The organism is Actinotalea lenta (genome assembly GCF_030586465.1).
Classification (GTDB): Bacteria; Actinomycetota; Actinomycetes; order Actinomycetales; family Cellulomonadaceae; genus Actinotalea; species Actinotalea lenta.
In genome coordinates this window covers 2,758,973-2,774,566 of record NZ_JAUQYP010000001.1, presented here as the reverse complement: position 1 = coordinate 2,774,566, position 15,594 = coordinate 2,758,973, and the positions used below count along the sequence as shown (strand labels likewise).

Here is a 15,594-nt window from a genome sequence, read left to right as displayed (position 1 = left end):
CTGATGCCGTGCCGATCGCCGTGTGCCCCGGTTCCTTCGACCCGGTGACCCTGGGTCATCTCGACGTCGTCCGGCGGGCCCGCGCGCTCGCCGACGAGGTGGTGCTCGCCGTCGCGACCAACGCCGGAAAGCGCCCGCTGCTCGACCGCGAGCAGCGGGTGGCACTGGCCCGCGACGCGGTCGCGCACCTACCCGGTGTGCGGGTGGAGCCGGTGGACGGTCTGCTGGTGGACTTCTGCGCCCGGATCGGGGCGACGGTGCTCGTCAAGGGGCTGCGATCGGGCGCGGACCACGACGCCGAGCTGCCGATGGCCCTGATGAACCGCCACCTGACCGGGATCGAGACGGTCTTCCTGCCCGCCGATCCGTCGGTCGCGCACATCGCGTCGTCCCTGGTCAAGGACGTCGCCCGGCACGGCGGCCCGATCGAGGACCTGGTGCCGCCCGGAGTTGCCGAGGCCGTGCACGCCGCCCTGGCGGCGGGAGGCGTCCGATGAGCGGCCGGGGCTTGACGGCCGTGCTCGACGAGCTCGAGGCCGTCGTGCACGCCGCGCGCGCCATGCCGATGTCCTCCTCCGTCCTGGTCGCGCGGGAGGAGGTGATCGAGCTGGTCGAGCGGGCGCGTGCCCTGCTGCCCGAGCAGCTCGCGCACGCCGACGAGGTGCTGGCCGGCGCCGATCGGGTGCTCGCCGAGGCGCACCAGCACGCCGACCGCATCGTCAGCTCGGCGCAGGAGCGCGCCGAGGACCTCGTGGCGCACGAGCGCATCGTGCTCGAGGCCCAGGCCCGTGCCGAGGAGATCGTCGCGCAGGCGCGGCGCACCGCCGCCGGGCTGCGCCGCGACGCGGACGACTACTGCGACCGCCGGCTCGCCGACTTCGAGATCGACCTGGGTCGGGTGATGGCGCAGGTGCAGGCCGGCCGCGCCAAGCTGGCCGACCGGCTGGAGCACTCCGCCACCGACGACGACCCCGCCGGCCCGTGAGGGCGGGCCGCTGGCGAAGTTGGGGCGCCGTGCCCCATGCCGTAGGATGACCCGTCGGTCCACCGCTCGTGGCGTGGACCGAGATCCCTCGACCCTGGACAGCAGATGGAGCACCACGCCCTCGACCCCCGCGCGCCATTCGTGCTCGACACCCACGAGCTCGGCCGCCGCCCGGGGACGATGCGCACGGTGACCCGGAACGTCCCGGCGCCGGAGGATCTCGGTACCGCCGTGATCGGTGTCCCGGCCGGATCCGACCTCGAGCTCGACCTGCGGCTCGAGGCGGTGATGGAGGGGATCCTCGTCTCGGGCACCGTCCGGGGCGGAACCGTCGGGGAGTGCGTGCGCTGCCTGGACGAGGTCGTCGGCTCGGTCGACGTCCCCATCCAGGAGCTGTACGTGTACCCCGAGCGGGCCGAGGTCGCCGTCGAGGACGGCGACGACGAGGAGGACCTGCGCGAGCTCGGAGCCGACGACCTGATCGACCTCGAGCCCGCGGTGCGTGACACGGTGGTGCCTGCACTGCCGTTCCGTCCGCTGTGCTCACCGGACTGCCCGGGCCTGTGCCCGCAGTGCGGCGCGCGGCTGGCGGATCCGGCCAACGCCGGGCACACCCACGAGGTGGTCGACCCGCGGTGGGCGGCGTTGGCCGACCTGTACGACGACCCGAAAGAGAGCTGACCGTGGCTGTACCGAAGCGCAAGATGTCGCGCAGCAACACCCGCGCGCGTCGGTCGCAGTGGAAGACGACCGCAGCGACCCTCACGACCTGCCCGCGGTGCAAGGCCGAGAAGCTCCCGCACACGGCCTGCCCGGCCTGCGGCGCCTACAACGGCCGCCAGTACGCCGAGGCGCTGCGGACCGAGCACGAGGCCCGCTGACCAGTGGTCGCCAGTGGTGACGCGCCCGCGACCACCGCTACCCGACTGCTCACCACGCTCGGGGTCCACCTGGACCCCGAGCTTCTGGTGCTTGCCCTGACCCACCGGTCGTTCGCGCACGAGGCGGGTGGGCTGCCCACCAACGAGCGCCTGGAGTTCCTGGGGGACACCGTGCTGGGCCTGGTGGTCACGGAGGCCCTGTACCGCGGACACCCCGACCAGTCGGAGGGTGAGCTCGCGAAGATGCGGGCCGCGACCGTGTCGCAGCGTGCGCTGGCCGCGATCGCCCGCACGATCGACCTGGGTGACTACGTCCTGCTCGGCAAGGGCGAGCTCGCCACGGGCGGCCGCGACAAGGACTCGATCCTGTCCGACACGCTCGAGGCCGTCTTCGGCGCGGTGTACCTCACGCACGGCCTGGAGGTGGCGCGAGGCCTCGTCGAGCGGCTCGTGGCCCCCACGTTGGACGCCGCCGCGGACCTGGGCGCCGGACTGGACTGGAAGACCTCGCTGCAGGAGCTGGCCGCCCGGCTGGGGTTGGGAGCACCGGTGTACGACGTGGTGGGCACCGGCCCGGACCACGAGCGTACGTTCACTGCGCGCATCGTCTTCGGCGACGAGGTGTGCGGCGAGGGCACAGGACCTGCGAAGAAGGTCGCCGAGCAGGAGGCCGCCGCCGCGGCGTACCGCGCACTCGCCGAGCGCGAGCAGCCCTCGGACTCCTGAGTGCCCGAGCTGCCCGAGGTCGAGACGGTACGTGCCGGCCTGGACCGGCATGTGGCCGGCCGCACCGTGCGCTCGGTGCGTGTGCTGCGCGACTACAGCGTGCGGCGGCACGTAGGCGGCTCCGTGGACCTCGCGGCGCGGCTGGAGGGTCGCACCCTCGGCGCCGTCGTGCGCCGCGGCAAGTACCTGTGGGTCCTCCTGGACGACGACGAGGCACTGACCGCGCACCTCGGGATGAGCGGGCAGCTCCTCGTGCACCACGCGAGCGACGCGCCGGACCACCGGCACCTGCGGGTGCGTCTGGAGCTCACCACGCCGGGGGAGCCCGACCGGGTCCTGGACTTCGTGGACCAGCGCACCTTCGGCCACCTGGCCGTCGCTGAGCTCGTGCCGACCCCTGACGGCGGCCCGGGCGGGCGCGGCAGTGACCTGCCTGCGCTGCCGCCCGCTGTGGCGCACATCGCGCGTGACGTGCTGGACCCGGACCTGGACCGGGATGCCGCGGTCGCGGCCGTCCGGCGCCGCCACTCGGAGATCAAGCGCGCGCTGCTGGACCAGACGCTGGTGTCAGGGATCGGCAACATCTACGCCGACGAGGCGCTCTGGCGCGCTCGGCTGCACGGCGCCCGTCCCACGGACCGGCTCCGGACCGCGCAGGTCCGCGCCGTGCTGGCCGCGTGCGAGGACGTGATGCGCGCCGCGCTGCGCTCGGGCGGCACGAGCTTCGACGCGCTGTACGTGGACGTCAACGGCTCGTCCGGCTACTTCGACCGCGAGCTCGCCGTGTACGGCCGGGCGGGGCTGCCGTGCCCCCGGTGCGGCGCCCCGGTGCGGCGCGAGCCCTTCATGAACCGGTCGTCGTTCAGCTGTTCCGCCTGTCAGCCTCGTCCACGTCCCGTGCGGCGAGTGCATTCGAAGCCCTGCGTTCCCTAGGATGCCCGTCGTGACGAACGTGCCCCCGGCCCACAGCCGCGCCAGTGAGATCGCCGTGATGATCGTCGACGACCACGAGGTGGTCCGACGGGGTATCGCCGAGGTGATCGATCGCACCGAGGGCATGGGTGTGGTCGCCGAGGCCGGGACGGTCGCCGAGGGGGTGCGTCGCGCCGCGCTCGTGCGGCCGCAGGTCATGCTGGTCGACCTGCAGCTGCCGGACGGTACGGGCATCGACCTCATGATGTCGCTGCGCGAGTCCCTGCCGGACACCCACATGATCGTGCTCACGTCGTTCGACGACGACGACGCCCTGGCCGCCGCGCTGCAGGCCGGTGCCGCCGCGTTCCTGCTCAAGTCGGTCCGGGGCACCGAGATCGCCGAGATCATCCGCCAGGTCGCTGCCGGCCGGACCCTCCTGGACGAGCGGACCGTCACGCGCCGCCGCGCCGACCATGACGACCCGACGGCCGACCTCACGCCCTCGGAGCGCAAGGTGCTCGACCTCATCGGCGAGGGGATGTCCAACCGGGAGATCGCCGAACGTCTCGGGGTGGCCGAGAAGACCGTGAAGAACCACATCACGTCGCTGCTGTCGAAGATGGGCCTGCAGCGGCGCACCCAGGTGGCTGCGTGGGTCGCGGGCCACAAGCACAGCTCCTGGCGCAGCGAGCCGGGGGACTGACCCCGCGCCGCGATCCGTCCGGACCTGGCCGAAGAGCGGTCACGAGCTCCGCTGTCGCACTCTCGGGGTCGCTGACTCCTCGCAGCCTTCGGCCGCCCGATAGCGTGGGCCCGCCTGAGGGCTGAAGCGTCGGCGTCGAATAGCGACGGAAACGCTTCAGCCTTGGCCGGCGCCACCGCCAACCGAGCGACGACGGTGAGGCCGACCCACCTTGCCGCCGAACTCAGCCGCGACGCAGCGGTGCCGTCCAGCTGAGCAGCGTTCCGCGCCCCTCGCTCGTGGTGCCCAGCGAGAACGTCCCGCCGTGGCGCCGAGCCCGCGCGGCGAGGTTGTCGGTGCCCGAACGCCGGTCGCGGTCAGGGGGCAGGCCCGCGCCGTCGTCCTCGACCTCGACCGTGATGGTCCCCGACGGCTTCTGGCCGGCGAGGTCGACGCGCACCTGGACCGCCGTGGCGCGCGCGTGCCTGGCGGCGTTGGCCAGGCCCTCGCGCACGACGGCCACCACGTCGTCGGACATGTCCTCACCGACGCGGTCGTCGAGCGCGCCCGCGTCGCCCTCCAGCGAGTCGGCCGAGTCCAGCACGCGCCCGTCGACGGTGATGATGAGGGAGGGTGCGAAGCCCAGGCCGGTGCGCGCGAGCGAGGACTCGCGCCGCAGCCGTTCGGCGAGCGGTGCCGAGGCGTCGGGGTCGCGCAGCGCGTGCACGATCGAGCGGATCTGCCGGACCGTGGAGTCCACGTTGTCCAGCGCGTCCTCGACGATCCCGGTCAGCTCGGACGGGTCGACGCCGCGCGCGGCTCGTCGCCGCACCGTCTCGAGCTGCATACCCGTGGCGAAGAGCTGCTGGATCGCGAGGTCGTGCAGGTCGCGGGCGATCCGCTCGCGCTCGTCGAGCAGCGCCGCGACGTCCTGGGCGTGCCGGGCCTCGGCGAGCACCAGCGCGAGCGCCGCCTGCGCGGCGTAGGTCTCCGCGGTCGCGAGGTCGCTGGGCCCGAACGGCGCGGAACCCACCCGTCGCAGGAGGATCAGCACGCCGACGCCCTGGCCGCGCGCGTTCATCGGGGCGTACAGCGCGGGGCCGAACTGACGCATCGCCTCGACCCGCATCGCCCGCGCGCGGGACAGCGAGTCCACCACGAGGCCGTTGCCGTCGCGCAGCACGGTGCGGGCCCGGCCGTCCGGCGGCATGACGGTGCCGACGAGCTCGTCCGAGCCGACGCCGTCCACGATCTCCATCACCCAGTCGTCGCCCACGCCCGGCAGCACGAGGGCCGCGGTGTCGGCACCGGCGACCGCGCGTGAGGACGCCGCGATCTCCTGGAGCACCTCCTCCTGCTCGGCCCCGGACAACAGCATCGTGGTGATCTGCTGGCCTGCGCGCAGCCAGTGCTCACGTCGCTCGGCCTCGGCGTACATCTGGGCGTTCTGGATGGCGACGGCTGCCGCGGCGGCGAGCGTCAGCACGACCTCGTCGTCGTCGTCGCTGAAGCCCCCCGGTTTGTCCGCGAGGTACAGGTAGCCGTAGACCCGGTTGCGCACGCGCACCGCGGTGCCCAGGAACGAGCCCATCTTCGGGTGGTGCGGCGGGAAGCCCTTGAACTGCGGGTGCTCGAGCAGGTCGTCCAGGCGCAGGGTGCCGTGCGGCGGGATCGCGCCGAGCACACCGGTGGCGTGCGGGGCGCGGCCGAGCAGCGACGCGAGTCGCTCGTCCACGCCGGTGTGCACGAACGTGGTCGAGCGGCCGCGGGCGTCGAGCACGTTGATGGCGCCGAACCGCGCGCCCGTGAGGTCCGCACTGGCGGTCACGAAGCGGTGCAGCACGGTGGGCAGGTCCAGGTCCGAGGCCAGGCCCAGGGCGGCCTGGAGCAGGTCCGCGGCCGCGAGGGACTCGTCGCGGGCGTGGTGGCCCTCGTCCCGGGTCGGGGTGCTGGTCATGCGATCTCCTGCTGCTCGGCTTGCCAGGCCGCGCGATAGGCCGGCGCGGCGCGCGGCCCCGTGAGCAGCTCGGTGTGGGTTCCGCGTGCCCTGACCGTACCGGTCGCGTCGAGCAGGATCACCTCCCCGGCGCGTTCCAGGCCGGCGAGCCGATGGGTGACCACGAGCACGGCGCGACCGTGGGCGAGGCTGCCGTCCAGCAGTCCTGCGAGCAGGGTGCGCCCGCTGGTGTCCAGGTGCTCGGTGGGCTCGTCGAGCAGCAGCACGGGAGCCGGTGCGAGCAGCGCGCGGGCCACCAGCAGGCGTCGGCGCTCGCCACCTGAGATCCGAGCCGCGTCCGAACCGAGCCTGGTCTCCAGGCCATGGGGAAGGGCCTCCAGCCAGCGGTCCAGGCCGACGGCGGAGCACATCCGGGTGGCCTCGTCCGGGCTGACGTCGCCGCGGGCCACACGCAGGTTCTCCAGTACCGACGTGTCGAACACGTGGGAGTCCTCGGCGGTCAGCGCCACCCGGGCGGCCGCGGTGGCCCGCCCGTCGACCGGGGCGCCGCCCGCGAGGACCGTTCCCGCCTTCGCGGGTAGCAGACCCGCGAGCGTCAGCAGGAGCGTGGTCTTGCCCAGTCCGCTGGGCCCGACCACGGCGACCGACCGCCCGGGTTCCAGCGTGAGGTCCAGGTCGTGGACCAGCGCGTGACCGTCGGGCCACCCCACCACCAGACCGTGGGCCTCGAGGGCGGCGCCGGACCGGCAGGGTGCGGTGTCCGGGGTGCGTGGCCGTGCGACTGCCGCGGGCTGCTGCGAGGCTCCGGGCGCCGTGTCGAGCAGCTCCACGATCCGGCGCGCCGCCTCCCGCGAGCGGAGCAGGGCGACAGCCGCGCCGGGCAGCACCGCGGTGGACTCGAACACGGCCAGGGGCGTCAGCACGACGACCGCGAGCTCGACCGGGTGCAGCCCCCCTGACGTGGTGGCGGGGATGCCCACCGCGAGGGCCGCGAGCACCGCGAGGCCGGTGGCGGCGGGCCCGAGGGCGGCGGCCAGGGCGGCGGGCACCGCGCCGCGATCCGTGGCGCGCGCGAGGCGGGAGTCCGCGGCGCGCAGCTCGGCGAGCATCGGCTCGACCCGGCCGGTCACGGTGAGCTCGGCGGCCCCGTCCAGCAGGCTCTGGCCCACGGCGGCCAGGTCCGCGCGGGCAGCAGCCGCGTCCCGCTCCACGGCGCGCACACCCCGCCGCGCGATCCAGGGCGCCACGACGCCCGCGAGCAGCAGGCAGCCCGCCAGCGTCAGCCCTGCCGCGGGCAGGAAGATCCCCATCGCGACGGCGCTCGCCACGCCGAGGACGCCGGCGACGGCCATCGGGAGCAGGCCGCGCACCACGACGTCGCCGACGGCGTCCACGTCCGCCCCGACCCGGGCCAGCAGGTCGCCGCGGCGCAGACCGACCAGGCCGGCGGGAGACGTCGTCGCGAGCCGCTCGTAGAGGCGGACCCGCAGCGTGGCCATGCCCCGCAGCGCCACGTCGTGCGAGGCCAGACGCTCCACGTACCGCAGCACCCCTCGGGAGATCCCGAACAGGCGGACGCTGACCGCCGCGACCGACAGGACCGAGACCGGCGGCATCTGGGCGGCTCGCGCGATGAGCCAGGCGGACACCGCCGCCAGGGCGATCGCGCTGCCCAGGCCGCCCACCCCGGCGGCCACGGCTGCGCCGACCCGTCGCAGGTCGACCTCGAGCAGGCGCACGGCGCGCCACAGCGGGTCGCGCCTCACGGTGCCGCCAGGGCGCTGCTGGCCACCGTCACGGTGCGGTCGGCGAGGTCGAGCAGGCTTGTGCGGTGAGCCACGAGGAGCACGGTGCGGCCCTCGGCGCGCAGCCGGCCCACGGCCTCGAGCACGACGCGCTCGCCGTCGGCGTCCAGGTGTGCGGTCGGCTCGTCCAGGACCACCAGCGCTGCGGGGGCGAGCAGGGCGCGGGTCAGCGCGAGGCGCTGGCGCTGGCCGAGACTCAACCCGACCCCACCCTGGCCCAGCTGTTGGTCCCAGCCGTGGGGGAGACCTGCGACCACCCGGTCGAACCCGGTCAGGGCCGCGGCGGAGGCCAATGCTGCCTCCGGGACCGGCCGGCCCCGCTGCACGGCCTCCCGGACGCTGCCGGGCTCGATGACCGGACGCTGGGGCACCCAGGCGACCTGTGGCCAGAAGGTCTCGGGGTCGATCTCGCCGAGGGGGACCGGCCCGTCGGGGCCGTCGAGCAGGACCTCGCCCGTGTCCGGGTCGAGCAGACCGAGGAGCACCGCGACCGTGGTGGACTTGCCGGCGCCGTTCGGGCCCGCCAGCGCGACCACCTCACCGGGCGCGACGGTCAGGTCGAGGTCCGTCGGGGCGAACGTGGCGCGGTCCGGTGCGGCGACGGTGACGCCCCGCAGCCGCACGGTGGTGCGAGCCAGGTCGGGAGCGGGCGCGGTGCCGCGCGCCGGCGTCGGCTGCTCGATCACCTCGAACGCCTGCTCGGCGGCGGCGACACCGTCCGCCGAGGCGTGGAAGTGCGCGCCGACCTGGCGTAGCGGCAGGTAGACCTCGGGTGCCAGGACGAGGACGGCCAGGCCCGTCGTGAGGCTGAGGTCGCCGAACACGAGGCGGAACCCGACGCCCACGGCGACCAGGGCGACCGAGATCGTCGTGAGCAGCTCGAGGGTCATCCCGGACAGGAACGCGACGCGCAGGGTGCCCATCGTGGCGCGGCGGTGCGCGTCCCCGAGCTCGGCGACCTGGCGCTCCGGCCCGCGTTCCCGGCCCAGGGCGCGCAGCGTGGGCAGGCCGGCGAGCAGGTCGAGCACCTGGTTGCCGAGCCGCGTCATGGCGGCGAGGCGCCGGTCCGCGTAGCCCTGGGTCATCCGGCCGATCAGCACCATGAAGACCGGGATCAGCGGCAGGGTCACGGTGATGGTGACGGCGGCGATGAGGTCGTGCGCGAGCACCACGGCGAGCGTGGCGGGGGTGACGGTCGCGGCCAGCAGGAGCTGAGGCAGGTACCGGACGAAGTACGGCTCGAGGGCGTCCAGGCCCCGGGTCGCCAGCGTCGTCACACCGGGGTGGGCGGCGACCCAGCGCGGGCCGAGCGTCACGGCCCGTGCGAGCACCTGCTCACGCAGCTCCGCGATGGCGCGCACCGCGGACCGGTGTGCGAAGCGCTCCTGGAGCCAGGTGAGCAGCACGCGGGTGGCGACCGCCGCGGCCAGCCAGCCCACCAGCGGCGCGACGTCGGGCCAGTCGGCCGTGCGCAGCACCACGGGTGAAAGCGCGCGCGCGAGCAGCAGCGCCTGGGCGACCACGGCGGCGGCCGTCAGCCCGCCGAGCCCTGCGGTGAGCAGGACGTACCGGCGGGCCGAACGGGCCCTGCGCAGCAGCCGGGGGTCGAGCGGCCTCACCCCTTCGCGACGGGCAGGCCGGCGTTCTCCGGGATGCCCTCGACGGTGATCCGCTTGCGGAACACCCAGTACGTCCATGCCTGGTAGGCAAGCACGAACGGCGTGAGGATCACAGCCACCCAGGTCATCACCCCGAGGGTGTACTGGGACGACGAGGCGTTGGCGAGCGTGAGGGAGTTGGTCGCCGGGTCGATCGTGCTGGGCATCACGTCGGGGTACAGGGACCCGAAGATGAGCACCACGGCGAACACGATCGCCACGGCAGAGCCGATGAACGCGTAACCCTCCCGGCGCTGCCGCGTGGACACCACGACGGAGATGAGCGCCACTGCGGCGACGAGCGTGGCAGCCCAGGTCCAGGCCTGCTCGGAGTAGGCCAGCTGGAGCCACACCGCCCAGGCGCCCGCGACGACGAGGGTCACGACCGCGAGCCGCTCGGCGAGGGCGCCGGCCCGTCGACGGATCTCGCCGTCGGTCTTCAGGGTGGTGTAGATGGCGCCGTGGGTCAGGAAGATCAGCGTGGTGGTGGCCCCACCCAGGAGTGCGAACGGGTTCAGCAGGTCGAGGAACGAACCGACGAACTGGTGCTGGGCGTCCAGCGGCACGCCGCGCACGATGTTGCCGAACGCCACGCCCCACAGGATGGACGGCAGCCAGGAGCCGATGATGATCCCGCGGTCGAACCAGGCGCGCCATCGGTCGTCGTCGAACTTCCCGCGCCACTCGAAGGACACCACGCGAGCGATGAGGGCGAGCAGGATGAGCAGCAGGGCGAGGTAGAACCCCGAGAACAGGGTCGCGTACCACTCGGGGAACGCCGCGAACGTGGCGCCGCCGGCGGTCAGGACCCAGACCTCGTTGCCGTCCCACACCGGCGCGATCGTGTTGATCATGACGCGACGTTCCTTGTCGTCCCGCGCCAGGACCGGGATGAGCATGCCGACGCCGAAGTCGAAGCCCTCGAGGACGAGGTAGCCGGTCCACAGAACGGCGATGAGCAGGAACCAGACGACCTGCAGGGTGGTGATCTCCACGGCTGTCTCCTGCCTCTCAGTATGCGAACGACATCGGGCGGTCGCCGTCGCCGCCGTTGATCGTCTCGGGGGACACGTCCGGCTCGGTGTCGGCGACACCCTGGGCCGTGTAGCGGCGCAGCAGCCGGAACCACACGACGGCCAGCACCAGGTACAGGAGCGTGAAGGTGATCAGCGACGTCAGCACCGAGCCCCCGCTCACCGCGCCGGACACGCCCTTGACGGTGGTCAGCCACACTCCGTCGACGCCCTGCGGGTTCGGGTTGGGTACCACGATCCAGGGCTGGCGGCCCATCTCGGTGAAGATCCAGCCGAACTCGGTCGCCAGGAACGGCATGGGCAGGGCGAGCAGCGCGAGCCTGCCGAACCATGGCTTGTCGGTGACGCGCCCTCGCCGGGTGTACCAGAGTGCGGCGAGGGCCAGCAGGGCGGAGAACACCGCGAAGCCGATCATGAGCCGGAAGGCCCAGTAGGTCACGGCGAGGTTCGGTGTGAAGTCGATGTCGCCCACGCTCGGGCCGTACTTCTCCGTGTACTGCTTCTGGAGGTCCTTGACGCCCGTGAGCGGGGCGTTGAGGTCACCCTTGGCCAGGAAGGACGTCAGGCCGGGGATGGCCAGGACGTGCTTGACCGAGTCGGGGTCGTTGGTGAGGTCGCCGATCGCCAGCAGCGAGAACTCGGCACCGCCGCTGGAGGAGTCCATGAGGGCCTCGGCCGCGGCCATCTTCATGGGCTGCTGGTCGAACATCATCTTCGCCTGCCAGTCACCGGTGATGCCGATGCCCAGGCCGGCGATGACCAGGACGACGGAGCCGAGCACGAGCGCCGGGCGCCACACGTCCTTGGCGCGTTCCAGCCGGCCCCCGCGGGCGTCCTTGACCATCCACCAGCCGGCGATCCCGGCGATCAGGGTGCCGGCCACGATGAACGACGTGAAGAACACGTGCGGGAACGTGGCCAGCGCCGTCGGGTTGAACAGGACGTCGCCGATCGAGTTCATCTCCGCCCGTCGGCCGTCCGCCGACAGGTGCGCGCCGACGGGGTGCTGCATCCAGGAGTTCGCGGCCAGGATGAAGTAGGCGGACAGGTTGGTGCCGAAGGCGACCAACCAGATGACCGTCAGGTGGAGCTTCTTGGGCAGCTTGTCCCACCCGAAGATCCACAGGCCGAGGAAGGTCGACTCGATGAAGAACGCCGCGAGGGCCTCCATGGCCAACGGCGCCCCGAAGATGTCCCCGACGAACCGCGAGTACTCGCTCCAGTTCATGCCGAACTGGAACTCCTGCACGATGCCGGTCGCCACCCCGATCGCGAAGTTGATCAGCATGAGCTTGCCGAAGAACTTCGTGAGCCGCAGCCACCGTTCGTTGCCCGTGCGGACCCAGAACGTCTGCATCAGTGCGACGAGCGGCGACAAGCCGATCGTGAGCGGCACGAAGATGAAGTGGTAGACCGTGGTGATCCCGAACTGCCATCGGGCCAGGGCCAGTGCGTCCACGGTGTCTCCTCGGTGGGGCGCGGTTGTGGGGTGACGTCGGGCGTCAAGGATGACCGTAGGGACAGGGGGCGAGCGGCCGACTGGGACCTTGGTCCCTCTTTGCTGACGGGGTGTCACATCCAGCGCGGGTGCGTCGCGGACGCTACGCCGACGCTACCGGGCCCCGGGCGAGGGGCAGGCGTGCCGGGCCGAGCCCCGGCGAGGGGTCGCGTGCCAGGCGCCGGGGATGCTGCGCGTCGACGCGGCATCCGGGCGGCGCTGTGCGATACTTGCGGCGGTCGTCGGGCCCGCCACACAGGGCGCGCGACCGAGAACTTGCTGGCGGACGGGACCCGCGACCGCCGCGCGCCGCCTCTCTTGACCGGGGGTGCAGGCGCCGGCCGGTATCGACACGGACCGCCCGGTAGACATCGACGACTTCCGTCGCGACGCCCCCGGCGTGAGCGACGACCGGATCGCCCGCGGTCGGCGAGTGTGGACGACCACGGGCCTGGAGCACACCCCGTGACCGACGAAACCGCACCGCAGCCCGAGAGCACGTCACCCGCTGAGCAGTCGACCCCGGCGCCCCGCCGACGCCGCCGCGCGACCGCTCCGGCGGGCAGCCCCGAGACCCGGGCCGCGGGGCCGGGCGAGGACGCGACGCCCCAGCCGGACGACGGCGCGAGCCCGAGCGAGCAGACGGGGCGTGCACGGACCGGCCGCGGGCGCTCTCGCGGCAGTGCGAGGCCTGCCGAGGACGCGTCCGGCGAGCAGCTCACGTCGGACTCGGCAACCGGCGACGCGCCCAAGGCCGCGTCCAAGCCGCGGGCGTCCTCGCGCGCCAAGAAGTCCGGGTCGAAGGGTGCCGCGAAGCCCGCGGCGGACGGGCCCGGTGCGACCGAGGACGGGCAGGGCGACGCGGAGGCAGTCGAGCCGGTTCCGACGATGGCCGAACCGCCTCAGGAGCCGGCGCAGGTCGACGAGCCGGAGGCCGAGTCCGAGGAGCGTGACGCCGAGTCCGAAGAGCCGGAGGCCGACGGGGCTGCACCGGAGGGTGCCGGAACCAAGGCGCGTCTGGACGTCCTGGCCGAGCTGGGCGGCTCCACGCCGCTCTTCCAGGCCCCTGAGCCCCGCAGACGTCGACGGGCCCAGGCTCCCGCGGGTCCGCCCCGCGACGTCGAGGAGGACACGTCGGCGCAGGCCGACGCGGCCGAGGAGTCCAGCGACGCATCCCCGACCGAGACGGCGGAGGCCGGGGCGGCCGGGAAGCGCCGCTCGCGTCGATCCCGGTCGGGTGGACGGAGCCAGGGTGGTGAGCAGCGGGACGAGGTGCCGCAGACCCCCGAGGAGCGTCCCGACGAGGACGAGAGCGTGCCCGGCGAGCGGCAGGGACAGCGAGAGGCCGACGCGGAGTCCTCCGAAGAGGGCTCGGGCGAGGACGGCGAGCAGGGCGAGGACGGCGAGCAGCGCGAGGGCGGCAGCCGCCGTCGTCGGCGGCGTCGAGGCGGCCGTGGCCGGCGTCGATCGAGCAGTGACACCGACGAGGACGAGGAGACCCCCGGGGACTCGCAGGAGTCGGACGAGGACTCCGGCGAGGGCGAGGAGGGCGAGCAGCGCGAGGGCTCCAGCCGCCGCCGGCGGCGCCGTCGGCGCTCCGGTCGGGGCGGGGACGGCGGGGAGCCGCGCCGCGACGAGGTGACCGCGCTCAAGGGCTCGACGCGGCTGGAGGCGAAGCGCCAGCGACGCCGTGAGGGTCGCGACGCCGGCCGACGCCGTGCCGTGCTGAGCGAGGCGGAGTTCCTCGCACGCCGCGAGTCCGTGGAGCGCGCGATGGTCGTGCGGGAGGCCGGCGGCAGGGTGCAGATCGCGGTGCTCGAGGACGGGGTGCTCGTCGAGCACTTCGTCTCGCGCGCCGGAGGTGGCCAGGCCTCGGCGTCGATGATCGGGAACGTCTACCTCGGCCGTGTGCAGAACGTGCTGCCGAGCATGGAGGCCGCCTTCGTCGACGTCGGCAAGGGCCGTAACGCCGTCCTGTACGCCGGTGAGGTGAACTGGGACGCCGCGGGCCTCGAGGGGCAGCCGCGGCGGATCGAGCAGGCCTTGAAGTCCGGAGACAGCGTGCTGGTCCAGGTGACCAAGGACCCGGTGGGCCACAAGGGTGCTCGACTGACCTCCCAGATCACGCTCGCTGGCCGCTACCTGGTCTACGTGCCGTCGGGCGGCATGACGGGCATCTCGCGCAAGCTCCCCGACAACGAGCGGTCCCGGCTCAAGAAGCTGCTCAAGGAGATCGTTCCCGAGGGTGCGGGCGTCATCGTGCGCACCGCGGCGGAGGGGGCCTCAGAGGAGGAGCTGCGCCGTGACGTGAAGCGGCTCCAGGACCAGTGGGCTGCGATCGAGAAGAAGCAGAGGTCCGCGTCGGCCCCCGCCCTGCTGCAGGGCGAGCCGGACCTTGCGATCCGCGTGGTGCGGGACATCTTCAACGACGACTTCTCCTCGCTCGTGGTCCAAGGGGACACGGTCTGGCGGCTGATCCACGAGTACGTCGAGTCGATGGCCCCGGACCTGATGGAGCGGGTGAGCCGGTGGACGGAGTCCGGCGACCTGTTCGCGGCCCACCGCATCGACGAGCAGCTCGCCAAGGGCATGGACCGCAAGGTCTGGCTGCCGTCCGGCGGCTCGCTCGTCATCGACCGCACCGAGGCGATGACCGTCATCGACGTCAACACCGGGAAGTTCACCGGCTCGGGTGGGACGCTCGAGGAGACGGTGACGCGCAACAACCTCGAGGCGGCCGAGGAGATCGTGCGCCAGCTCCGGCTGCGCGACATCGGCGGGATCATCGTCATCGACTTCATCGACATGGTGCTGGAGTCGAACCGGGACCTCGTGCTGCGCCGACTCGTCGAGTGCCTGGGCCGGGACCGGACCAAGCACCAGGTCGCCGAGGTGACCTCGCTGGGGCTGGTCCAGATGACCCGCAAGCGGGTCGGCCAGGGCCTGGTGGAGGCGTTCAGCGAGCCGTGCCAGCACTGCTCCGGCCGCGGTTACGTCATCAGCACGGAGCCGGCCGTGGCACCGAACCAGGAGACCGGGGGGCAGCAGGAGTCCAAGCGCTCCCGTCGTGGCAAGCGCGCGCCGGCGGCGCCGGCGCCTGCGGTGCCGGTGCTTCCCGAGGCACGCGAGGCGGTCAAGGCCACGCTCGCGACCATCGCGGCCGCCGCGGCCCACGCCCACGAGCACGGCGGCGAGCAGCAGCTCACCCTGGATGCCGACATGGTCGAGGCACTCGCGGGCGGCCTCGCCGCGCCTCCTGAGCAGGCCGAGGTCGGTGCACAGGCCGAGCAGGTCGAGTCTGGCCCCGAGCAGGCCGAGCAGGCGGCCGACGCGGACGAGACCGGGTCAGGAGAGCCGGTGGACGAGCAGGACGGCGGGCCCGAGCACGAGCAGGACGGCGGGCCCGAGCACGAGGAGGACAAGGCCGAGTCGGACGGCATTTGACCGGTCGGC

Annotated in this window: 13 protein-coding genes; 8 read left to right on the top strand and 5 right to left on the bottom strand. The window is 73.3% G+C overall.

The features are described from left to right. The first annotated feature begins 8 nt into the window (after positions 1 to 8). The 7 genes from coaD (at position 9) to Q6348_RS13230 (ending at position 4,210) form a co-directional block, all read left to right on the top strand. On the top strand, positions 9 to 497 hold the full coding sequence (gene coaD, locus Q6348_RS13260) for a pantetheine-phosphate adenylyltransferase (protein ID WP_304601752.1): 489 nt from the start codon (positions 9 to 11) through the stop codon (positions 495 to 497). After that, positions 494 to 985, top strand: a complete 492-nt coding sequence (locus Q6348_RS13255) for an ATP synthase subunit B family protein (RefSeq protein WP_304601751.1) — start codon at positions 494 to 496, stop codon at positions 983 to 985. The genes coaD and Q6348_RS13255 overlap by 4 nt, the downstream gene beginning before the upstream one ends. A 105-nt stretch (positions 986 to 1,090) precedes the next feature. Continuing rightward, complete coding sequence (locus tag Q6348_RS13250; RefSeq protein WP_304601750.1) at positions 1,091 to 1,666, top strand: YceD family protein; 576 nt, start codon at positions 1,091 to 1,093, stop codon at positions 1,664 to 1,666. 2 nt (positions 1,667 to 1,668) lie between these two features. Then, on the top strand, positions 1,669 to 1,866 hold the full coding sequence (gene rpmF / locus Q6348_RS13245) for a 50S ribosomal protein L32 (RefSeq protein WP_304601749.1): 198 nt from the start codon (positions 1,669 to 1,671) through the stop codon (positions 1,864 to 1,866). A gap of 3 nt (positions 1,867 to 1,869) precedes the next feature. Continuing rightward, positions 1,870 to 2,592 carry a ribonuclease III gene (gene rnc, locus Q6348_RS13240; protein WP_304601747.1) on the top strand — a complete coding sequence of 241 codons (723 nt, stop codon included), beginning with the start codon at positions 1,870 to 1,872 and terminating at the stop codon, positions 2,590 to 2,592. After that, a complete protein-coding gene (mutM, locus tag Q6348_RS13235; RefSeq protein ID WP_304601746.1) occupies positions 2,593 to 3,525 on the top strand; it encodes a bifunctional DNA-formamidopyrimidine glycosylase/DNA-(apurinic or apyrimidinic site) lyase in 933 nt (310 codons plus the stop codon). Positions 3,526 to 3,583: 58 nt separating this feature from the next. After that, positions 3,584 to 4,210, top strand: coding sequence for a response regulator (locus Q6348_RS13230; RefSeq protein ID WP_304601989.1), 627 nt, complete (start codon positions 3,584 to 3,586; stop codon positions 4,208 to 4,210). Between the two features lie 223 nt (positions 4,211 to 4,433). Here Q6348_RS13230 and Q6348_RS13225 read toward each other — a convergent pair whose 3' ends face one another. The 5 genes from Q6348_RS13225 to Q6348_RS13205 are packed head-to-tail and all read right to left on the bottom strand — an operon-like array spanning position 4,434 to position 12,102. Further along, the gene (locus Q6348_RS13225) at positions 4,434 to 6,146 is read right to left on the bottom strand and encodes a sensor histidine kinase (protein ID WP_304601745.1); all 1,713 of its coding nucleotides are present in this window, start codon (positions 6,144 to 6,146) and stop codon (positions 4,434 to 4,436) included. Further along, positions 6,143 to 7,912, bottom strand: a complete 1,770-nt coding sequence (cydC, locus tag Q6348_RS13220) for a thiol reductant ABC exporter subunit CydC (RefSeq protein WP_304601744.1) — start codon at positions 7,910 to 7,912, stop codon at positions 6,143 to 6,145. Before cydC ends, Q6348_RS13225 begins: the two co-directional genes overlap by 4 nt. Next, on the bottom strand, positions 7,909 to 9,570 hold the full coding sequence (cydD, locus tag Q6348_RS13215) for a thiol reductant ABC exporter subunit CydD (protein ID WP_304601743.1): 1,662 nt from the start codon (positions 9,568 to 9,570) through the stop codon (positions 7,909 to 7,911). The genes cydC and cydD overlap by 4 nt, the downstream gene beginning before the upstream one ends. Beyond that, complete coding sequence (gene cydB, locus Q6348_RS13210; protein ID WP_304601742.1) at positions 9,567 to 10,604, bottom strand: cytochrome d ubiquinol oxidase subunit II; 1,038 nt, start codon at positions 10,602 to 10,604, stop codon at positions 9,567 to 9,569. The genes cydD and cydB overlap by 4 nt, the downstream gene beginning before the upstream one ends. A gap of 16 nt (positions 10,605 to 10,620) precedes the next feature. Then, complete coding sequence (locus Q6348_RS13205; RefSeq protein WP_304601741.1) at positions 10,621 to 12,102, bottom strand: cytochrome ubiquinol oxidase subunit I; 1,482 nt, start codon at positions 12,100 to 12,102, stop codon at positions 10,621 to 10,623. 504 nt (positions 12,103 to 12,606) lie between these two features. Between Q6348_RS13205 and Q6348_RS13200 the strand changes: the two genes are divergently transcribed. After that, the gene (locus tag Q6348_RS13200) at positions 12,607 to 15,585 is read left to right on the top strand and encodes an Rne/Rng family ribonuclease (RefSeq protein ID WP_304601740.1); all 2,979 of its coding nucleotides are present in this window, start codon (positions 12,607 to 12,609) and stop codon (positions 15,583 to 15,585) included. Positions 15,586 to 15,594: the final 9 nt, after the last annotated feature.